Annotated in this window: 21 protein-coding genes; 10 read left to right on the forward strand and 11 right to left on the reverse strand. The window is 69.1% G+C overall.

What is annotated here, in order from left to right; genetic code table 11:
* Positions 1 to 442 precede the first annotated feature (442 nt).
* From DI526_RS16660 to DI526_RS16675, 4 genes are all read right to left on the reverse strand, one after another.
* Complete coding sequence (locus DI526_RS16660; protein WP_304280375.1) at positions 443 to 949, reverse strand: cupin domain-containing protein; 507 nt, start codon at positions 947 to 949, stop codon at positions 443 to 445.
* A gap of 96 nt (positions 950 to 1,045) precedes the next feature.
* Positions 1,046 to 1,885, reverse strand: a complete 840-nt coding sequence (locus DI526_RS16665) for an aldo/keto reductase (protein WP_304280377.1) — start codon at positions 1,883 to 1,885, stop codon at positions 1,046 to 1,048.
* A 21-nt stretch (positions 1,886 to 1,906) separates the two neighbouring features.
* A complete protein-coding gene (locus tag DI526_RS16670) occupies positions 1,907 to 2,563 on the reverse strand; it encodes a Pr6Pr family membrane protein (protein ID WP_304280382.1) in 657 nt (218 codons plus the stop codon).
* Positions 2,560 to 2,922, reverse strand: coding sequence for an MmcQ/YjbR family DNA-binding protein (locus DI526_RS16675; protein ID WP_304280385.1), 363 nt, complete (start codon positions 2,920 to 2,922; stop codon positions 2,560 to 2,562). Before DI526_RS16675 ends, DI526_RS16670 begins: the two co-directional genes overlap by 4 nt.
* Positions 2,923 to 2,951: 29 nt before the next feature.
* Between DI526_RS16675 and DI526_RS16680 the strand changes: the two genes are divergently transcribed.
* A complete protein-coding gene (locus DI526_RS16680) occupies positions 2,952 to 3,812 on the forward strand; it encodes an NAD(P)-dependent oxidoreductase (protein ID WP_304280467.1) in 861 nt (286 codons plus the stop codon).
* Here DI526_RS16680 and DI526_RS16685 read toward each other — a convergent pair.
* From DI526_RS16685 to DI526_RS16700, 4 genes are read right to left on the reverse strand one after another with little or no spacing between them, the layout of a single operon-like run.
* Positions 3,809 to 4,315 carry a YkgJ family cysteine cluster protein gene (locus tag DI526_RS16685; protein ID WP_304280388.1) on the reverse strand — a complete coding sequence of 169 codons (507 nt, stop codon included), beginning with the start codon at positions 4,313 to 4,315 and terminating at the stop codon, positions 3,809 to 3,811. The two genes, DI526_RS16680 and DI526_RS16685, sit on opposite strands and share 4 nt — an antisense overlap.
* 60 nt (positions 4,316 to 4,375) lie before the next feature.
* Positions 4,376 to 4,729, reverse strand: a complete 354-nt coding sequence (locus DI526_RS16690; RefSeq protein ID WP_304280390.1) for a VOC family protein — start codon at positions 4,727 to 4,729, stop codon at positions 4,376 to 4,378.
* A 44-nt stretch (positions 4,730 to 4,773) separates the two neighbouring features.
* Positions 4,774 to 5,433, reverse strand: a complete 660-nt coding sequence (locus DI526_RS16695; RefSeq protein WP_304280393.1) for a methyltransferase — start codon at positions 5,431 to 5,433, stop codon at positions 4,774 to 4,776.
* 25 nt (positions 5,434 to 5,458) lie between these two features.
* Positions 5,459 to 6,403 carry a fatty acid desaturase family protein gene (locus tag DI526_RS16700; RefSeq protein ID WP_304280395.1) on the reverse strand — a complete coding sequence of 315 codons (945 nt, stop codon included), beginning with the start codon at positions 6,401 to 6,403 and terminating at the stop codon, positions 5,459 to 5,461.
* 69 nt (positions 6,404 to 6,472) lie between these two features.
* Between DI526_RS16700 and DI526_RS16705 the strand changes: the two genes are divergently transcribed.
* On the forward strand, positions 6,473 to 6,811 hold the full coding sequence (locus DI526_RS16705) for a lysozyme inhibitor LprI family protein (RefSeq protein WP_304280398.1): 339 nt from the start codon (positions 6,473 to 6,475) through the stop codon (positions 6,809 to 6,811).
* Positions 6,812 to 6,938: 127 nt separating this feature from the next.
* On the opposite strand, the gene ubiA is transcribed toward DI526_RS16705, so the two are convergent.
* Positions 6,939 to 7,874: a 4-hydroxybenzoate octaprenyltransferase gene (ubiA, locus tag DI526_RS16710; RefSeq protein WP_304280401.1), complete on the reverse strand. Its 936-nt coding sequence runs from the start codon at positions 7,872 to 7,874 to the stop codon at positions 6,939 to 6,941.
* A gap of 187 nt (positions 7,875 to 8,061) precedes the next feature.
* Here ubiA and DI526_RS16715 point away from each other — a divergent pair, with 187 nt between their 5' ends.
* The 4 genes from DI526_RS16715 to DI526_RS16730 all read left to right on the forward strand — a co-directional run bounded on the left by DI526_RS16715 (position 8,062) and on the right by DI526_RS16730 (position 12,010).
* A complete protein-coding gene (locus tag DI526_RS16715; protein WP_304280404.1) occupies positions 8,062 to 9,522 on the forward strand; it encodes a catalase in 1,461 nt (486 codons plus the stop codon).
* A 70-nt stretch (positions 9,523 to 9,592) separates the two neighbouring features.
* Complete coding sequence (locus tag DI526_RS16720; RefSeq protein WP_304280407.1) at positions 9,593 to 9,835, forward strand: hypothetical protein; 243 nt, start codon at positions 9,593 to 9,595, stop codon at positions 9,833 to 9,835.
* A 69-nt stretch (positions 9,836 to 9,904) separates the two neighbouring features.
* Entirely contained in the window at positions 9,905 to 10,189 is a 285-nt protein-coding gene (locus DI526_RS16725) for a DUF454 family protein (protein WP_304280410.1), read from the forward strand.
* Between the two features lie 27 nt (positions 10,190 to 10,216).
* The gene (locus DI526_RS16730; protein WP_304280412.1) at positions 10,217 to 12,010 is read left to right on the forward strand and encodes an ABC transporter ATP-binding protein; all 1,794 of its coding nucleotides are present in this window, start codon (positions 10,217 to 10,219) and stop codon (positions 12,008 to 12,010) included.
* On the opposite strand, the gene DI526_RS16735 is transcribed toward DI526_RS16730, so the two are convergent.
* Entirely contained in the window at positions 12,007 to 13,755 is a 1,749-nt protein-coding gene (locus DI526_RS16735; RefSeq protein WP_304280415.1) for a DUF4153 domain-containing protein, read from the reverse strand. The two genes, DI526_RS16730 and DI526_RS16735, sit on opposite strands and share 4 nt — an antisense overlap.
* 102 nt (positions 13,756 to 13,857) lie before the next feature.
* On the opposite strand from DI526_RS16735, the gene DI526_RS16740 reads away from it, so the two are divergent.
* Together DI526_RS16740 and DI526_RS16745 are read left to right on the forward strand one after the other, a co-directional pair.
* Positions 13,858 to 15,366 carry a S10 family peptidase gene (locus DI526_RS16740; RefSeq protein WP_304280417.1) on the forward strand — a complete coding sequence of 503 codons (1,509 nt, stop codon included), beginning with the start codon at positions 13,858 to 13,860 and terminating at the stop codon, positions 15,364 to 15,366.
* Between the two features lie 66 nt (positions 15,367 to 15,432).
* Positions 15,433 to 15,816 carry an iron chaperone gene (locus DI526_RS16745; protein ID WP_304280420.1) on the forward strand — a complete coding sequence of 128 codons (384 nt, stop codon included), beginning with the start codon at positions 15,433 to 15,435 and terminating at the stop codon, positions 15,814 to 15,816.
* Positions 15,817 to 15,822: 6 nt separating this feature from the next.
* Here DI526_RS16745 and DI526_RS16750 read toward each other — a convergent pair whose 3' ends face one another.
* Entirely contained in the window at positions 15,823 to 16,743 is a 921-nt protein-coding gene (locus tag DI526_RS16750; protein WP_304280423.1) for a LysR family transcriptional regulator, read from the reverse strand.
* A gap of 127 nt (positions 16,744 to 16,870) precedes the next feature.
* On the opposite strand from DI526_RS16750, the gene DI526_RS16755 reads away from it, so the two are divergent.
* Positions 16,871 to 17,200 carry a nuclear transport factor 2 family protein gene (locus tag DI526_RS16755; RefSeq protein ID WP_304280426.1) on the forward strand — a complete coding sequence of 110 codons (330 nt, stop codon included), beginning with the start codon at positions 16,871 to 16,873 and terminating at the stop codon, positions 17,198 to 17,200.
* Positions 17,197 to 17,985 carry an SDR family oxidoreductase gene (locus tag DI526_RS16760; RefSeq protein WP_304280428.1) on the forward strand — a complete coding sequence of 263 codons (789 nt, stop codon included), beginning with the start codon at positions 17,197 to 17,199 and terminating at the stop codon, positions 17,983 to 17,985. Before DI526_RS16755 ends, DI526_RS16760 begins: the two co-directional genes overlap by 4 nt.
* The last annotated feature ends 7 nt before the right edge of the window (positions 17,986 to 17,992 follow it).

Consider the following 17,992-nt stretch of genomic DNA (forward strand, 5'->3'; position numbering starts at 1 on the left):
GTTATCCGGTGAGCCCTCGACGCGCGGGGTTTTAACCCGCTTCCGAAAGAGGCCCCCGACGGGCGGGCCGGGGCGACGAACCCCGGTCCCGGAACGCCCGGGCGATTTCAGCCTGGGCCTGCCGCGCCGCCTATGCCCTCACCGCCAGGGCTTCGTCCCGTGTTTCAGGGAGCCTGCACCTGGATCCGCCGCGAAGACGTCTTCCCGAAAGAAGACCGGCGAACGCTTCCCGCTCGACCACCCCCGACAGCCGTCACGATCGCCGGCCGGACGTCCCTTCCGCGCCATCGGGTGAGATCAGTATGGGCGGGGATTCAACGCGGATGATCCAGCGGCGTGAAAAATTCAGAAGTCTTTGAAATCGTTCGGTTTGATCTCGTCCATTACGAGCGTTCAGCGCGCTGAACGCCCGTGGTTCCGCCGCCCCAAGGGGAGCGCCGGCCTATTTGGAGGCGGGCAGCTTGATCCCCAGCAGCACCAGGCGCTCGCCGGTGACGCCGAACCAGTGCGGAACGCCCGCCGGAACCAGGATGACGTCGCCGGGGCCGAGCGGGCGCGTCACCCCGCCCTCGATTCGGCTGCCTTCGACCAGGGTCGGGTTGCTGACCTTGGGATCGGCCATGACGCCGCCCGAGATCAGGGTCCCCGCGCCCTCCAGCACGATGGCGTATTCGGCCTGGTCGGGGTGGACGGCGGGGCGGCCGGGCTTCTTCCAGATTTCGATCGCCGCCACGTTGGCGCCGTCGCGGACCACGGGGCGCCACATGAACCCCTGGTCGGGCTTCATCTCGCTCAGCATCTGGCGCAATTGCGCCTGGACATCCGCCCCGCGCGCGAAGCTGGTCGGGTTGGCCGCCGGGGCGGCGGTCTGGGCCAGCGCCGCGCCGGACGACAAGGCCAGAAGCAGCGACGTCGCGCCGATCGTGAAAGCTCGCACCATCGTCTTCATCGCCGCACTCCCTGGATCCCGACTGACCGCGCCGCCGAGATCACCCATGTCTTCCGGCGCGCGCAAGCGCGACCAAGGTCTCGATCGCGTTCGGGCCTATTCGGCGTCCCACTGGTAGGCCTTGTCGATCCAATCGCCGATCCGGCCGTCCGGGCGGGCCAGGCCGTGGATCTGCGCCATCTCCTTGTCGGACAGTTCGAAGTCGAGGATGTCGAAGTTTTCCTCGATCCGCTTGGGGTTGCTGGTGCGCGGGATGGCGATGACCCCCTGCTGGATGATCCAGCGCAGCGTCACCTGGCCCGGGGTCTTGCCGTGGGCGCGGCCGATGTCGATCAGCAGCGGCTCCTGGGCGACCTTGCCCTGGGCCAGCGGCGACCAGGCGGTGATCGAGACGCCCAGTTCGTCGGCCTTGGCCTTCAGGGTCTTCAGCGACAGGTAGGGATGGTACTCGACCTGGTCGGTGGCCAGCGGGGCGTCGGACAGCCGGGCGGCCTCCTCCAACTGCGCCGAGGGGAAGTTCGAGACGCCGATCGCCCGGGTCCAGCCCTTGGCGCCGACCTCGTTCAGGGCCCCGAGGGTCTCGGCGAACGGCACGTCGGGTTTGGGCCAGTGCAGCAGCAGGAGGTCGACGTGGTCGAGACCCAGCTTCTCCAGGCTGATCTCGGCCGAGCGTTGCAGGTCGCCGTCGTGGAACTTGTCGATCCAGATCTTGGTGGTGACGAACAGCTCGTCGCGCTTGATCCCGCTGTTCTTGATCGCCTGGCCGACGTCCTGCTCGTTGCCATAGATCTGGGCGGTGTCGATGTGGCGGTAGCCGACCTCCAGCGCCTTCTCGACCAGCGGCACGGCGGTTCCGTTCTCCAGTTGCCAGGTGCCAAAGCCGATCGCCGGCATCAGGACGTCGCCGGAGCGGACGGCGGGGACGAGCTTGGACATCGAGAACTCCGAGTAAGACGGTCAGGCGGATATGGGGGCGGGCTTCGCCGCCGCCATCCGGGACCGAACGCGCAACAGGGCGATGAAGATCAGGCAGACCAGAGCAAAAGCCACGCCCATCTGGCCGATGGTCACCAGGACGGCGGGGTAGCCCCGCTTGGGAACGTCCATGAACGGATAGGGATAGAAGCCCGAGAGCGCCCCGTGCGCCAGGGTCCAGACGCCGAACAGCGCCGGGAAGGCCATCGACTTGAGCGCCGCGATCCAGCGGGTTTCGCCTTCGCCGCCGCGCAGGGCGAGGTCGATCAGGAAGGCCGCCGGGGTGATCGTGTGGTTGATGGTCGTGGCCACGAGGCGCAGGCCCTGCGGGTCCCAGGTGTGGGCCAGCATCGTGTGATAGACCACGGCGGTGATCGTCAGATAGGTCGCGATCGCCGCGCGCGGACCGGCCTGTTCCGACCATGCGCCAAGCCGGCTGGCGGGGGCGATCAGGGGCGCGGCCAGGGCGACGGCGCCCAGGGCGTTCGACAGGATGGTGAAATAGCTGAAGAACTCCACGGTCTTGCCGGGCAGGGTGGCCAGGGTCTCGTCATGGGCCATCAGGCCGTACTGCAGCAGCGGGCCGGAGGCGGCGACGAGCGCGATCAGGATGCGCCAGGCCTTGGTCTTGTCGGTCATGCGGTTCCCGTCGTTCGGCTTTCGTCCCAGGCCTTCAGCACCTTCTTGGGCGCGGTCGCCCGCCACTGGCGCAGGACCAATCCTTCCACGGTCCCGGCGTGGGCGGCGGCCAGGCGGATCAGGACGTAGGGATAGTTGCGGAAGTGGTCGGTGAAGTGGAAGACGTCCGGCTCGGCCTCGACCAGCATCTCGCGCTCGTCGAACGGCACGCCCGGGCAGACCAGGCTCTCGCCGTCCTCGAACAGGCGGACCAGGAACTTGCCATGCGCCTTCAGGCAGGGCCGCCCATAGGCGGTCCCGGGCTCGACGCCGGGCAGGCGCAGCGCGAATGAAGCAACCTCGTCATAGGTCATGGGCAACCCCTCGGAGGCGGGACTATATGTTTCCCATGGACTCCGACAACACCCTCAAGACGCCCATCCTGGTGCTGGGCGCGACCAGCTTGATCGGCGGCCACCTGATGGCGCGGCTGGCGGACGAGGGGTTTGATCCCGTCGCCATCAGTCGCCGCCCGCCGGCCGGCGACGCCTGCTGGGTCGACGGCGACCTGACCGATCCCGACATCGGCGGACACCTGCCGCCGGCCGCGACGGTGTTCTCGCTGTCGCCGATCTGGCTGCTGCCGGCGGTGCTGCCGGGGCTCAAGGCCCGGGGCATGGTCCGGCTGGTGGCTTTCTCGTCGACCAGCCGCTTCACCAAGACCGACTCGCCCGAGCCCGGCGAGCGCGCCGTCGCCAAGGCCCTGGTCGACGCCGAACAGGCGGTCGAGGCCTGGTGCGCCGCCAACGGCGTCGCCTGGACCATCCTGCGCCCGACCCTGATCTATGACGAAGGCCATGACGAGAACGTCAGCCGCATCGCGCGGCTGGTCACACGCTTCCATGTGATGCCGCTGTCGGGGCCGGGCGAGGGCCTGCGCCAGCCGGTCCACGCGGCGGACCTCGCCGTCGGGGCCCTGGCGGCGGCCAAGGCGCCGGCCGCGCGCGACCGGGCCTATGATCTCGTCGGCGGCGAGACCCTGAGCTATCGCGCCATGGTCGACCGGATCTTCGAGGGGCTGGGCAAGACGCCGCGCAGCCTGCCGATGCCGACCTGGCTGTTTGGCCTGCTGATGCGCCTGGCCAAGCCCTTCTATCCGGGCGCCACGGCGGCGATGGGAACGCGGATGGGCCGGGACCTGACCTTCGACTCGTCGGCGGCGACGCGGGATTTCGGCTGGAAGCCGAGGGACTTTCATCCGCGGTTTTAGTCCGCGTCGGCCAGCACCATGGCGAAGGGTGTAAGCGCCCCGTCCTGCTCGACATAGCCGCTGACCAGCTTGCGGTCGGGCGGCAGGACGCCGAGGTCGATCTCCTCGGTCGGGAAGACCACCGTGCGGCGGTCGCCGACGCAGACCACCAGCTCATAGCCGTCCAGCGCCCGGCGCGACATGGCCTTGATGTAGGAATAGTACGGCTCGCGGCGCCAGGCGGCGGGCTTGCCCGGATCGACCACGACGTTCAGCCGCTTGCCGTCGCGGTCGGAGTACATGACGAAGCCGGCCTTGTCGGGCCGCCACTCGTCGCCGAGCCGGGTCGAGGTCAGCCACAGGCAATGAAAGCCGCGGCAGGCGGCGGGCCGGAGATCGTATTGTCCGCAGCCGCCGCCCTTGCGGAAATGCTGGCACCAGACGCCGTCGGCCTTGTCCAGCGCCTCGATCGCCAGGACCTTGCAGCACAGGCCGCAGGATCCGCAGCTCTTGTCCGCCGTCATCGTTCGCCGTCGCCCCTCGGATCGTCAGGAGGCGGACATTAGCGGCGGCGTATGACGGTTTTATTCGACGCCGGTGGCGCTCCACACGCCCAGCTCGTTGCCGGACGGGTCGGTGAAGTGGAAGCGGCGGCCGCCGGGGAAGCTGAAGATCGGAGCCGTGATCGTCCCGCCGGCCTTCACGACCTTGTCCAGCATGGCCTCCAGGTCGTGGGCGTAGAGGATGACCAGCGGCCGGTCGCTGGAGCCTTCCTGCGGCTTGGCGAAGCCGCCGTCGGTCCCTTCGCCCTCGAAGGCGGCGTAGTCGGGGCCGTAGTCGGCGAAGCTCCAGCCGAAGGCGGCCGAATAGAAGGCCTTGGTCGCGGGCAGGTCCCCGGCGGGCCACTCGATGTAGTCGATCTTGCCGTCTTCACGCATGGCGGTCTCCGATATCTTGTTCTCTAAATGTTCTTATCCAGCGCTCAGGGCAGAGTCCAGACGCTGGTGCGCTTCACCGCCAGATCCTCGAGTTCGCGGGTAGTCGGCACCTGGTACTCGGCGAGCTTTTCCAGGCCGTCCCTGGGGAAGTAGGTGCGGCCCGGATCGCCGATCAGCACGCTGGCGCCCGCTGCGCGACCCTGTCCCAGCCAGGCCATGACCGCCTCGGCCATCGGCCGCTCGTAGCAGATGTCGCCGGCCAGCAGGACATCGGCCTCGGGCGGCGGGGCGCCCAGCAGGTTCTGGTCGGTGAAGGCGATCTCGACGCCGTTGGCCTGCGCGTTCAGGCCCACGGCCGCCTCGCAGAAGATGTCGATGTCGGCGGCCAGCACGCTGGCCGCGCCCGCCTTCATCGCCGCGACCGCGACGATGCCCGAGCCGGTGGCGAAGTCGATCACCCGCTTGCCGGCGACGAGTTCGGGATGGTCGAGGATGTAGCGCGCCAGGGCCTGGCCGCCCGCCCAGGCGAAGGCCCAGAACGGTGGCGGCAGGCCGATCTCCTCCAGCGCCTCCTCGGTCAGCTTCCAGATCGGGGTGACCTCGTCGGCCAGATGCAGCGAAAGCTCCGGCGTGTGCGGCGGCGCCTGCAGGCGGGTGTTCTCGCGGATGAAAGCCCGGCGGCCTTCCAGGGTCTGGACGATCATGGCGTGCGTTAGAGCACGCCGGGGCTCAGGCCGCGACCGGTTTGCTCGCCGCCGCCTTCAGCACCGAGACATAGTCCGGCGCGGTCAGCATGCCCTTGGTCAGGCCCTTCTGCTCCAGCAGTCGATGCGCCAGGGGCAGGTTCCAGCACGGGGTGTGCATGAACAGGTGGTGCTCGGCGTGGAAGTTGACGTGGTAGGGCGCGATCAGGGCGCGCTCGAGCCAGTTGGCGTGGGTGGTTCGGGCGTGACGGAACGGGTCGGGCTCGTTCTGGGCGACCAAGGCGTGCTCGGCGATGTTGCGCAGGCGGGTGACCAGCGGGAACCAGGTGGCCATCGGCACGATCCACAGCGCCAGCCACGCCCACCACAGGCCAAAGGCCGACAGCACGGCGAGCAGGCCGAGGTTCCACAGCAGGAACGGCGCCTGCCGCGCCACCTCGCCGGCGAAGATCGCGCCCTTTGGCTGGCCTCCCTTGGACTTGGCCAGCAGGAAGCCGAACCGCTGCTTGACGAAGGTCTGGCCGGTCAGGTCGCGGATCATCTTCCGGCGCAGCGAGGCGGCGGTGGTGGGGAAGGGGGCTGACAGCACGAGGTCCGGGTCCTCGGCCTGCTGGGCGTATTTGTGGTGCGTCAGGTGATAGGGCCGATAGCGCGCCAGCGAGGCCCCGACCGGCGCGGCGCACAGCCACTCGCCCAGCCAATCGTTGACCTTGAGATTGGGGTGCAGACCGCCGTGCGCGGCTTCGTGCATCAGGATGGCCAAGCCCAGCTGCCGCGCGCCGATCAGCATCACGGCGACGATGTAGGTCAGCGGGTTGGGGAAGGCGACGAACAGGGCGCCCGCCGCGACGATCACCGCCCAGGCGTGGGCGACCATCGCGATCCCGCGCCAGGACGAGCGCGCGGAGATCCGCGTCCATTCCTCGGGCGTGAACAGGTCCTGGGGTTTGACGCGGGCGGCGACGGCCATGGAACGATCATCGCACATTCAGCTTAGGCCCGACAGGATGACCCTGCGTCACGAGTTCCGGAGGTTTCCATGCGCCGCCTGATGACCGTTTTTCTGCTCGCCGCCGCCGCGACGCCCGCCGCCGCCGCCAGCTTCGACTGCGGCAAGGCGCGGGCCGCCGACGAGCGCGCCATCTGCGCCAACCGCGCGCTGAACGACCAGGATGTGCGCGTCGACCAGCTGTATGGGATCACCCGCCACCTCGTGCCGATGGGTGGACGCGACGCGATCATCGGCGAGCAGCGGGCCTGGCTGAAGCGCCGCCACGCGTGCGGGGCCAACCAGGCTTGCCTCACTAAGAGCTATGATCGGCGGTTGGTCGAGCTCAACCGGGTGATGGAGCGCGTGTACCAGCAGGGACCGTTTTAGCGAGCCCCTTCCCCCTCGCGGGGAAGGGGTTGGGGATGGGGGCGCCGGCTCCGTGTCGGCCAAGGCCGGCGCTGACACCCCCACCCCCTGCCCCCTCCCCGCAAGGGGGAGGGGAGGCGCGTTTTTCTTAAAAGTTTACGCCCGGCTTCCAGAGGCCGGCGACAAGGCCCAACACAACGAGAAGGCCGGCGATGGCGTTCGACTTGAACAGCTTAAGAGCGCCTTGACCATCTTCCAGCCGCACCGCCGCTGCCTGGCGCGACAGGTGCAGGGCGAAGGCGCCGGCGAAGGGCAGGAACAGCGGGCCAAGGCCGCCGACCCAGGCCGCCGCGATCACCAGGACCGTCGAGGCCGCATAGAACCCCGCGACGCCCAGCTTCACGTGCTTACCCAGGCGGCGGGTCGAGGACTTGATCCCCGCCAGGGCGTCGTCCTCGATGTCCTGGATCGCGTAGATCGTGTCGTAGCCCAGGGTCCAGAAGATCCCCGCGCCATAGAGCAGGGCGGCCGACCAGGACAGATGCCCCACGGCGGCGGCGTAGCCCAACAGGGCGCCCCAGTTGAAGGTCAGGCCCAGCCACGCCTGCGGCCACCAGGTGATCCGCTTCATGAACGGATAGGCCGCCACCAGGCCCAGGGACAGCACGCCCAGCAGGATCGCCGTCCAGCCCAGGCAGACCAGGATCAGGAAGCTGACCAGGCTGCACCCGACCAGGAAGCCCCAGGCCTGCTTGACGCTGATCAGCCCGGCCGGGATCGGCCGCAGGGCCGTGCGGGCCACCTGGGCGTCGAAGTCGCGATCGACGATGTCGTTGAAGGCGCAGCCTGCCGCCCGCATCAGCGCCGCCCCGACGAACACCGCCAGCAGCAGCAGCGGATTGGGCCAGCGGCCCTGCTCGGCGGCGGCGAGCGCGATCCCCTGCCAGCCGGGCAGCATCAGCAGCCAGATTCCCGCCGGCCGGTCGAAGCGGCCCAGCTTCAGCCAGGGGCGAAGGCCTGGCGGCGCGTGACGATCGACCCAGTTGGTGGCCGCGGCGTCGGGCAATATGGCGTGCGTGGTCATGACGGCAGGCTTACCCGCCCCCGCATAAGCGGAAAAGAGCAGCCAAGGCGTTCAAGCCTGCCGACGGCCTATCGGTCATGCTTGGACGCGCGAACATAGAGAAATCCGATCTCGTCGCGAAAAACGATCAATTGGATTTATCGTGGCCCGGCGGCCAAGGTTCGCTCACACCAAGGCGGAGGCAGCCATGACCAAGACGACGATGACGACCACGGCCGGCGCGCCGATCGCGGACAACCAGAATTCGATCAGCGCCGGTCCGCGCGGTCCCCTGCTGATGCAGGACTATCAGCTGCTGGAAAAGCTGGCCCACCAGAACCGTGAGCGCATTCCCGAGCGGGTCGTCCACGCCAAGGGCTCGGCGGCCTTTGGGACCCTGAAGATCACCCACGACATCAGCCGCTGGACCAAGGCCAAGGCCTTGCAGCCGGGCGCGGAAAGCGAGGTGCTGCTGCGCTTCTCGACCGTGGCCGGCGAGCGCGGCGCGGCCGACGCCGAGCGCGACGTGCGCGGCTTCGCCCTCAAGGTCTATACCGAGGAAGGCAACTGGGATCTGGTCGGTAACAACACCCCGGTCTTCTTCATCCGCGACCCGCTGAAGTTCCCCGACTTCATCCGCACCCAGAAGCGTCACCCGCTGACCAACCTGCGCTCGCCGACGGCGATGTGGGACTTCTGGAGCCTGAGCCCCGAAAGCCTGCACCAGGTCACCACCCTGTTCAGCGACCGGGGCCTGCCGCAGGGCTATCGCTTCATGCACGGCTTCGGCAGCCACACCTACAGCTTCATCAACGCGGCCAATGAGCGGGTCTGGGTGAAGTTCCACTTCAAGTCCCAGCAGGGGATCAAGAACTGGACCAACGCCGAGGGCAATGCGGTGATCGCGGGCGACCGCGAGAGCGCCCAGCGCGACCTGTTCGAGGCCATCGAGGGCGGCGACTATCCGCGCTGGACCTTCTGCGTGCAGATCATGACCGAGGCGGAAGCCGAGCGGACCTCCTACAATCCGTTCGACCTGACCAAGGTCTGGCCGCACGGCGAGTTCCCGCTGATCGAGGTCGGCGTGCTGGAGCTGAACCGCAACCCGGACAACTATTTCGCCGAGGTCGAGCAGAGCTCGTTCTCGCCGTCGAACATCGTGCCGGGGATCAGCTTCTCGCCGGACAAGGTGCTGCAGGCGCGGATCTTCGCCTATGCCGACGCCCACCGCTACCGGATCGGCACGCACTACGAGGCCCTGCCGGTCAACCGTCCGCGCTGCCCGGTGCATCACTACCACGCCGACGGCGCGATGCGCTTCGACAGCCCGCCGCGCACCGACGCCTGGTACGAGCCCAACAGCTTCGGCGGGCCGGTCGAGGATCCGTCGGTCGCCGAGCCGCCGCTGCCGCTGCACGGCGACGCGGACCGGTTCAGCCACCGGGACGGCAATGACGACTACAGCCAGCCCGGCGCGCTGTTCCGCCTGATGAGCCCCGACCAGCAGACCCAGCTGTTCGACAATATCGCCGCGGCGATGCAGGGCGTGCCCGAAGCGATCATCAAGCGCCAGCTGGTCCACTTCCACCGGGCCGATCCGGCCTACGCCGCGGGCGTCGCCCAGCGGGTGGGCGTTTCGATCGCCGACATCGCCATCGCCGCCGAATAGGCGACGGCTTCGGGACGGCGGGGCGATGCGCTCCGCCCCGCCGCCCCCCCCTTTTTAAGGAGTTTCCGCCATGACCACCGCCGCTCTTCGTGTTTCCGGTTGGAGCCTGCTGCTGGCCGGCGGCGCGGCCGGGATCGTCCTGCCGCATCCGCTGACCACCGCCCTGTGGACCGCGGCCGCGCGCCTTTTCGGCCGGGCCGGCGATCGCGGCATGGTCGCGCGCCTGACCTCGGCGACCAAGTTCGGGCCGCGCATCCGGCGGCGTCTCGCCCGGGGTCCTCGCGCGACGAGCTTCCGCCTCAGCCCCGCTTAAGGGCTCGCGATGTTGCGAGCGGCTCTCAATCCTCTCGACAGCGGGTTCGCCCGGCGCGAGGATCGACGCATGGCTTCCGCCGCTCAGGATCGTCGCTCGCGCCGCCGTCGCCTCAGCCGGGCGGAGCGCTGGGCGCTGGACGGTCTGGGCGGGGTGCTGGTCGCGACCGGCGCGGTCGGCATCGTCACCCCAGGCCTTCCCACCACGGTGTTCTGGATCGGCGCCGTGGTCTGCTTCCTGAAGACCCGTCCTCACGCCGTCCGCCCGATGCTGCGCACGCCCGTGATTGGACCGGCAATCCGGGGCTTTCTGCGCTGGCGGCCGTTCGGGCGGCGAAAAGGCGCCTCCCGCTAGGGGCGCTAAGGCCCTATCTAGCGGCCCATGACCGACATCCTCGAGGACGAAGACGAAATCGGCGCCAAGAAGCGCGCGCTGTCGAACCGCCAGGTGCTGGCCTTCGTGGCCCGCTTCTGGAAGCGGCGGCCGGTGCTGTTCGGCCTGGGCGTCGGCCTGACCCTGGTGGCGGTCGGCTTCGATCTGGCCTTGCCCTACGCCTCGGGACATCTCGTCGACACCGTCGCCAGCAAGCCGCGCGGCGACGCCGGCGCCTGGTCGGCCCTGGCCATGTTCATCGGCGTCTATTTCGCCTTCGCGGTGGTGCGCAACATCGCCCACCGGTTCTGGATTCCGCTGGCGGCCCGGAACATGGAGGAGATGACCAACGAGAGCTTCGCCAAGGTGCAGGCCTTCTCCTCGGACTGGCACGCCGACAGCTTCGCCGGCGCCACGGTGCGCAAGCTGACCCGCGCCATGTGGGGCTATGACAGCGTCACCGACGCGGTGACGATCTGGCTGGGCCCCGGCGTCATCGTGCTGGTCGGCCTGTCGATCGCCATGCTGATCCGCCAGCCGCTGGCCGGCGGCATCTCGCTGGTCGTGGTGGTCGCCTATCTGTCGGTGAACCTGTGGGTCACCGAGCGCTATGTCCGCCCCAGCAACCTGAAGTCCAACGCCCTCGACTCCCAGATCGGCGGCGCCCTGGCCGACGCCGTGACCTCCAATCCGACCGTGAAGAGCTTCGGCGCCGAGGCGCGCGAGGCCCAGCGCCTGGCCGAGGTCACCGCCGCCTGGCGCGACGCGGTGATGGTCACCTGGAACCGCTTCACCGACGTGTGGCTGGGCCAAAACCTGTTGCTCGTGGTGCTACAGGCCGGCCTGACCGGCGCCATGGTCTGGGGTTGGACGCAGGGCACCGCCTCGCCCGGCGACGTCGCCTTCGCGATCACCGCCTTCATGCTGATGAGCGGCTATCTGCGGAACCTGGGCGAGAACATCCGCATGCTGCAGAAGGGCCTCGACGACGCCGAGGACGTCGCGGCCTGGACGCGTCTTGATCCGCAGATCGCCGACGCGCCGGGCGCGCCCGACTTCCAGCCGGGCCCCGGCGCCATCGAGTTCCATAACGTCACCTTCCGCTACAAGGCCGCCGGCGCGCCGCTGTACGACCACTTCAGCCTGAAGATCGCTCCCGGCGAGCGGGTGGCCCTGGTCGGGCCGACGGGCTCGGGCAAGTCGACCTTCGTCAAGCTGGTCCAGCGTCTCTACGACCTGCAGGACGGCTCGATCGCCATCGACGGCCAGGATGTGTACCAGGTGACCCAGACCTCGCTGCGCCGCGCCATCGCGGTGGTGCCGCAGGACCCGGCCCTGTTCCACCGCTCGCTGTTCGAGAACATCGCCTACGCCAAGCCGGACGCCACCCGCGAAGAGGTCGAGGCGGCCGCGAAGAAGGCGCGCGCCCACGACTTCATCCTGAAGCTGCCCAAGGGCTACGACACCCTGGTCGGCGAGCGGGGCGTCAAGCTGTCGGGCGGCGAGCGCCAGCGCGTGGCCATCGCCCGCGCCTTCCTGGCCGACGCGCCGATCCTCGTCTTGGACGAGGCGACCTCGTCGCTGGACGTCGAGACCGAGGGCCTGGTCCAGGCCGCCGCCGAGGCGCTGATGGAGGGGCGCACGACGATCGTCATCGCCCACCGCCTGTCGACCGTGCGCGGCGCCGACCGGATCCTGGTCTTCCAGAAGGGCCGCGTCGTCGAGGAAGGCCGCCACGACCAGCTGAAGGCCAAGGGCGGCGTCTATGCCCGGCTCAACGCGATCAGCGAGGGCGTGGGTTAGTGCAAGCCCATATCTTCCGGCGGCGCTCCGGCGCAGTCGTCACCCGCCGGCGACAGGACCAAGCGTTGGTCGCCGATTAGAAGATCCCTTCGCCGTGTCGGTACAGACATCCGCACGGGACCAGACTTCAGATAGGCTTCGATATCGAGGCCAGCGCAGAACGCATTGGTCCGAGCCGTCAATCGCCATCCCGCGGTCGTGGAGCGGAAGACGTCCAAAGCCCGGCCGTTGCTGAGCAGCACCTCATCGACACCGTCGCCGTCGACGTCGAAGATTAGCGCCTTGCAGACCGAACCCGGACCGATACAGCTTCCCCGCGCTTCGGCGTCCCAGGTTTGTTTCACGAAGGAGTCGGGCAGCTTGGCGCCCAAGGGGTAGACCTTCACCCCGCTAAAGTCGGGCTTTTCGGGTTGCCGCTGCGGGCGCGCGCCAAGCACGTCGGCCTCGCCGGCCCGCCGGGCGATCTCCGGCTCTCGGCTGGCCTTCAGCCTTTCCAAGGCCAAGCGGCCGTACCGCCCGCTCTCGAAGCGCAGGAACTGGAAGTCGAACTTGTCCGCCGAGACCTTGCCCGCCTCCAGCCGCTTGACCTGGCTCCCGACCGACAGCCGCGCCGGGTCCGCGATCGGGGTGAAGAGGGCGATCAGCAGCAGGACGCTGACCGCCGCCATGACCAGGTTGGTCGGCTCCAGCGGCTTCATCCACGTCGCCGAGCGCAGGGCCGCGAGCGTGTAGCCGACGGTGAAGCCGGTCGCGACGATCAGGTAGGTCACCGCCATCACCCGGTCCGGCGTCAGGCCGTACTGGTGGATCCGCAGCCACAGGGCGTAGGCGGTCAGGATCACGATCGGGATCAGCAGCAGGCTCGCCAGCCGCGCCGCCCAGCGCAGGATCGCGTTGGGCGGCTCGAGGCCGTCCTGGTAGGCGGCGTTGATCAGGATGATCAGGGCGGCGGCGGCCGACAGCAGCAGGGACGCGGCGGCCTTGGTGCTCCACAGCGGGGCCAGGCCCGTGAACGGCAGGCTCGCGAGAAAGCCGCCGGCGATCACCACCATCAGCGGCAGCAGCCAGGCCAGCAGCACCAGGCCCACGGTCCTCACGCCCCGGACCAGCCCCGCGCGCGCTTCCGTCAGCTGCACCGCCATGTGGACGGCGGCGGCGAACATCAGGCCGGTGGCGGGGAAGGCGAAGGCCGTCTCGCCGATCAGCTTCTGGATCGCCTCGACGCCGATCAGCTTGAAGAGCGCGCCGGCCAGGAACAGCAGCAGCCAGAAGGCGCCGGTGAAGGCCAAAGACAGGAACAGCCGGACGGCGTTGGTCCCGACAAGGTCGAAATAGTCGGCATAGGGCGCGACCGGCTTGCCCGCAGCCTCGGCCGGCTGGACCAGGTGGTGGGCGATGAACAGCAGGGCGGCGACGGCGACGAACACCGGCGGCGACAAAGGTCCCGCGCCCAGGCGATCGGGCGCGGCCCCGACCCAGGCGGCGTGAACGGCGATGATCGCGACCAGGGCCGCCGCCACCGCCGTCCAGGCGATCAAGGCGGCCCGGCGCATCGCCGACAGGGCCGAAAGTGGGATCAGCGGGACGGTCAGGACGCATAGCAGCAGCGGCGCGTAGAGCAGCGGCGCCGTCGCGGGCCAGCTTTTGCCCTCGTCGGCCTTCTGCAGGAGAAACAGGGCGATCCCCTGCGCCAGGCCGATCGCCAGGCGCGTGAAGGCGGCGGCTCGCGCGCTGCTTTTGTCCATGCTCGGCGTCTCCCTGATTTCCCGCAAGCGAGCATGCTTTGGAACGGTTGTGAAGATTACCCAGGCGCCCTAGCAATTTCGTCCTCAGTCGAGGGGACGAACATGAAACAGGTTTTCGGGGGCGGCCTCGCGGCCGTGGTGGCGTCGTTGGTGCTGGCGGGCGCGGGGCTGGCGACGCCGGCCTGGGCCCAGGATAAGGGCGGCGACAAGCCCGCCGCCGAGAAGGGGCTCGACCTGCCGGCCCTGCCGGCCGACAAGTCGGTCAAGCAGACCACGGTCATCGCCGGCAAGACCATCGCCTACACCGCCACCGTCGGCTCGCTGCCGGTGCGCGACGAGAAGGGCAAGAAGGTCGCCGAGGTGGTCTACACCGCGTACGTGCTGGACGGTCCGCGCGACCCGAACCGGCCGATCACCATGGCCTTCAACGGCGGCCCGGGCGCGGCCAGCGTCTATCTGAACTTCGCCCTTGGCCCCAAGCGCGTTCAGTTCGGCGCCGAGGGCGACAGCCCCTCGGCCTTCACCAAGCTGGAAGACAATCCCGCCAGCTGGCTGGACTTCACCGACCTGGTGTTCATCGACCCGGTCGGCACCGGCTTCTCGCGCTCGCTGGTCGGCGAGGACGAGACCAAGAAGCGCTTCTACGGCGTCAAGCAGGATATCGACTACCTGTCGCGGATCGTCTTCGACTACCTGGTCAAGACCGAGCGCCTGGCCTCGCCCAAATATCTGGTCGGCGAAAGCTACGGCGGCTTCCGGGGGCCGCGCCTGGCCTACACCCTGCAGACCGATCTGGGCGTGGCGGTGAAGGGCGTCGTCCTGGTCTCGCCGCTGCTGACCAGCGCCGGCCGCACGGCGGGCGAGATCTCGCCCCTGCCGGCCATGTGGACCCTGCCCTCGATCGCCGCCGCCAAGCTGGAGCGTGACGGCAAGCTTTCGCCCGAGAGCATCAAGGCCGTCGAGGACTACACCCGCGGCGAATACATGGTCGACCTGATGAAGGGCTCCGACACGGCCGCGCTCGACCGTCTGACGACCAAGGTCTCGGCCATGACCGGGCTGGACCCGGCCTATGTCCGCCGCGCCGGCGGGCGGTTGGAGACCCAGTCGTTCCTGCGCGAGGTGTTCCGCGACAAGGGCCGCCTGGGCAGCCGCTACGACAGCAACGTCACCTCGCTGGATCCCTTCCCGTTCGCGCCGGAGCAGGAGGTCAACGACCCGATCCTGGACGCCATCATCGCCCCGACCACCAGCGCCATCGTCGACTTCACCACCCGCATCGTCGGCTGGAAGCCCGAGGCGCGCTACGAGGCGCTGTCGAACACGGTCAACCGCCTGTGGGATCGCGGCCGAGGCCCCGACACCGAGTCGGTCACCGACCTGCGCAAGGTCGTGTCGGTCGATCCGAAGCTGAAGGTGCTGATCGTCCACGGCTACAACGACCTGTCGTGCCCGTTCTTCGCCTCGCGCCTGATCGTCGACGCCATGCCGGCCACGGCGAACGGCCGCGTCAGCCTGTCCAACTATCCGGGCGGCCACATGTTCTACAGCCGCCCCGACAGCGGCGCGGCGTTCCGCAAGGACGTCATGGCGCTGTACGGGGCGCGATAAGCGAGGCCTGTCGGCGGGGGGACGCCTCGCGCGTCCTTGGTTCAGTCTTCCCTGGGAGAAAGACCGATGATGAAGCCCCCCGCCGCGTCCGTCGACGACTACCTCGCCAAGCTGCCCGCCGACCAGCGGGCGGCGTTGGAGATCCTTCGCGGCCAGATCCGCGCCCTGGCGCCCGAAGCGGTGGAGGCCATCAGCTACGGCCTGCCGACCTTCAAGCTGAACGGCAATCTGGTGCATTTCGGCGCGGCGGCGAAGCACTGCGCCTTCTATCCGGGCGCGGTGGTCACGCAGTTCGCCGATCGCCTGAAGGGTTTCGAGACCGCCAAGGGCACGATCCGCTTCCAGCCCGACGCGCCGCTACCGCCGGACCTCGTGGCCGAGATCGTCCGCCATCGCATCGCCCAGAACGCGGCCCTGGCCGCCGAGCGAAAGGCGCGGAAGAAGCGCTAGGCGGTCTCAGCCGATCGCCGTTCCCAGAGCGGCGCCGCCGCCATGCCGACGCGCGAAGTCGACGAAGGCCTTGAAGGCGGCGGTCGGATTGCGGCGGCTGGGATAGTAGAGGCTCAGGGACGGCAGGACGGGCGTCCAGTCCTCAAGCACGCGCACGAGGCGGCCGGCCTCGAGGTCCTCCCGCACGTCGGACTCCATCGCCAGGGCCAGGCCGATCGAGGCCAGGGCCGCGGCGCGCGCCAGGCTGGCCTCATCGAGCGTGACGGCGCCCTCGACGTCGATCTGCAACGACTGTCCGTCCTTCTCGAAGGGCCAGCGGTGGATCGCGCCGTTGGGCAGGCGAACGCGCAGACAGGCGTGCCGGGCGAGGTCCTGGGGGATCACCGGCGTCCCGTGCGTCTTCAGATAGCTCGGCGTTCCCACCACGACATTGCGCCGCGCGCCGCCCAGGGGCAGGGCGATCATGTCGACGGGCACCAGGTCGGCGCTACGGACGCCGAAGTCGAAGCCGCCCTCGACGATATCCACCAGGCGTCCCTCGGTGACGATGTCGATATGCACCTGGGGGTGCACGCGCAGGAACGGCAGGACGAGCCAGGAGAAGATCTCGCGCGCCGCCGTCGGAAAGGCGTTGATGCGCAGCGTGCCCGACGGCGCGGCGGTCTGGGAGCGGGCGATTTCGATCGCCTCGTGAATGTCCCGGACCGCGGGGCCGACCTGGGCCACGAACTGCTGGCCCGCCTCGGTCAGGGAGACGCTTCGCGTGGTGCGGTTGAAAAGCCGTACGCCCAGCGTGCGCTCCAGCTTGGCGATCGCATTGCTGAGCGCGGTCGTGGAGACCCCCAATTCGAGGGCGGCCGCGCGGAACTTGCCGCGCCGAGCGACCATCAGCACCGCCTCCAGTTCCGCCAGGCTGCCTTGGGCCATTGTCCCGATTTCCGTGATGAAACGTTACGTCTGGCGCTGATTATCATGGAATTGGGCCAGATCTATCTTGCCTGGCAAGCGCACTCGCGGCCGTCCCGGCCATGTTCGCGGAAAGCAGGACAAGACCATGACGCTCGACCTTCCCTCTCCGATCGCCGCCTACGTGGCGGCCAACGCCCGCCTAGACGTCGCGGCCATGCTCGCGCCGTTCGCGGCCGACGCCGTCCTCCGCGACAATGGCGCCGTCTTTCGGGGCCGCGCCGAAATCAACGGCCTGTTCGAAGACGCCGTGATCCCCGTGAAGGCGATCTTCACGCCGGACACGGTCCGGCATGAGAACGGCCAGGTCGTGGTCGAAGGCCCCGCCCATGGCGACTTCAAGGGCAGCCCGATCCGCTTCACCTACCGCTTCACGCTCGAAGGCGACGCCATCACGGCCCTGGAGATCACGGCATGACCCTCAAGGCTGATCCGACCGAATTCGCCGGCAAGCGCGTCCTCGTCAGCGGCGGCTCCAAGGGGCTGGGGCGCGCCACCGTCGACCGCTTCGTGGCCGGCGGCGCCCGGGTGATCACCGCCGCGCGGGGAAGCTTCGCGCCCATCGACGGGGTCGCGTTCGTCCAGGCGGACCTGACCACGGCCGAGGGCGGCGAACGCCTCGCCCAGGCCGCGCTCGAGCGCCTGGGCGGCGTCGACGTCCTGGCCCACGTGCTCGGGGGCTCGATCGCGCCCGGCGGCGGCTTTGTCGCCCTGACGGAAGAGCACTGGCTTTCGGAGCTGAACCTGAACCTCCTGGCGGCGGTGCGTCTCGATCGCCTGCTGATCCCGCAGATGATCGCGCGGGGCGCCGGCGCGGTGGTGCACGTCACCTCCATCCAGTCGGTCCTGCCGCTCCCCGAATCGACCACGGCCTATGCGGCCGCCAAGGCCGCGTTGCGGACCTACAGCAAGTCCCTCTCCAAGGAGCTGGGTCCCAAGGGCGTGCGGGTCAACACCGTCTCTCCGGGTTGGATCATGACCGAGGCGTCCGGGGAGTTCCTGGAGCGCATACAGGCCGCCCGGGGCGGCACGATCGAGGAGGCGCGGCAGTCCGTCCTCGACGGGCTCGGCGGCATTCCGATCGGGCGTCCGGCCGAACCTTCCGAGGTCGCCGACCTGATCGCCTACCTCGCCTCTGATCGCGCCGGAGCTATCCACGGCGCGGAATTCGTCATCGATGGCGGGACGACGCCGACCGTCTAAAGCCGGT

Origin of the sequence: Caulobacter segnis (genome assembly GCF_003243465.1) — a bacterium.
Lineage (GTDB): Bacteria > Pseudomonadota > Alphaproteobacteria > Caulobacterales > Caulobacteraceae > Caulobacter > Caulobacter segnis_A.

Excerpts from the sequence above, each read along its gene's own strand:
- DI526_RS16660 (WP_304280375.1), bottom strand. The coding sequence starts at position 949 with ATGAAGACGATGGTGCGAGCTTTCACGATCGGCGCGACGTCGCTGCTT.
- DI526_RS16665 (WP_304280377.1), bottom strand. The coding sequence starts at position 1,885 with ATGTCCAAGCTCGTCCCCGCCGTCCGCTCCGGCGACGTCCTGATGCCG.
- DI526_RS16670 (WP_304280382.1), bottom strand. The coding sequence starts at position 2,563 with ATGACCGACAAGACCAAGGCCTGGCGCATCCTGATCGCGCTCGTCGCC.
- DI526_RS16680 (WP_304280467.1), top strand. The coding sequence starts at position 2,952 with ATGGACTCCGACAACACCCTCAAGACGCCCATCCTGGTGCTGGGCGCG.
- DI526_RS16685 (WP_304280388.1), bottom strand. The coding sequence starts at position 4,315 with ATGACGGCGGACAAGAGCTGCGGATCCTGCGGCCTGTGCTGCAAGGTC.
- DI526_RS16690 (WP_304280390.1), bottom strand. The coding sequence starts at position 4,729 with ATGCGTGAAGACGGCAAGATCGACTACATCGAGTGGCCCGCCGGGGAC.
- DI526_RS16695 (WP_304280393.1), bottom strand. The coding sequence starts at position 5,433 with ATGATCGTCCAGACCCTGGAAGGCCGCCGGGCTTTCATCCGCGAGAAC.
- DI526_RS16700 (WP_304280395.1), bottom strand. The coding sequence starts at position 6,403 with ATGGCCGTCGCCGCCCGCGTCAAACCCCAGGACCTGTTCACGCCCGAG.
- DI526_RS16705 (WP_304280398.1), top strand. The coding sequence starts at position 6,473 with ATGCGCCGCCTGATGACCGTTTTTCTGCTCGCCGCCGCCGCGACGCCC.
- ubiA (WP_304280401.1), bottom strand. The coding sequence starts at position 7,874 with ATGACCACGCACGCCATATTGCCCGACGCCGCGGCCACCAACTGGGTC.
- DI526_RS16715 (WP_304280404.1), top strand. The coding sequence starts at position 8,062 with ATGACCAAGACGACGATGACGACCACGGCCGGCGCGCCGATCGCGGAC.
- DI526_RS16720 (WP_304280407.1), top strand. The coding sequence starts at position 9,593 with ATGACCACCGCCGCTCTTCGTGTTTCCGGTTGGAGCCTGCTGCTGGCC.
- DI526_RS16725 (WP_304280410.1), top strand. The coding sequence starts at position 9,905 with ATGGCTTCCGCCGCTCAGGATCGTCGCTCGCGCCGCCGTCGCCTCAGC.
- DI526_RS16730 (WP_304280412.1), top strand. The coding sequence starts at position 10,217 with ATGACCGACATCCTCGAGGACGAAGACGAAATCGGCGCCAAGAAGCGC.
- DI526_RS16735 (WP_304280415.1), bottom strand. The coding sequence starts at position 13,755 with ATGGACAAAAGCAGCGCGCGAGCCGCCGCCTTCACGCGCCTGGCGATC.
- DI526_RS16740 (WP_304280417.1), top strand. The coding sequence starts at position 13,858 with ATGAAACAGGTTTTCGGGGGCGGCCTCGCGGCCGTGGTGGCGTCGTTG.
- DI526_RS16745 (WP_304280420.1), top strand. The coding sequence starts at position 15,433 with ATGATGAAGCCCCCCGCCGCGTCCGTCGACGACTACCTCGCCAAGCTG.
- DI526_RS16750 (WP_304280423.1), bottom strand. The coding sequence starts at position 16,743 with ATGGCCCAAGGCAGCCTGGCGGAACTGGAGGCGGTGCTGATGGTCGCT.
- DI526_RS16755 (WP_304280426.1), top strand. The coding sequence starts at position 16,871 with ATGACGCTCGACCTTCCCTCTCCGATCGCCGCCTACGTGGCGGCCAAC.
- DI526_RS16760 (WP_304280428.1), top strand. The coding sequence starts at position 17,197 with ATGACCCTCAAGGCTGATCCGACCGAATTCGCCGGCAAGCGCGTCCTC.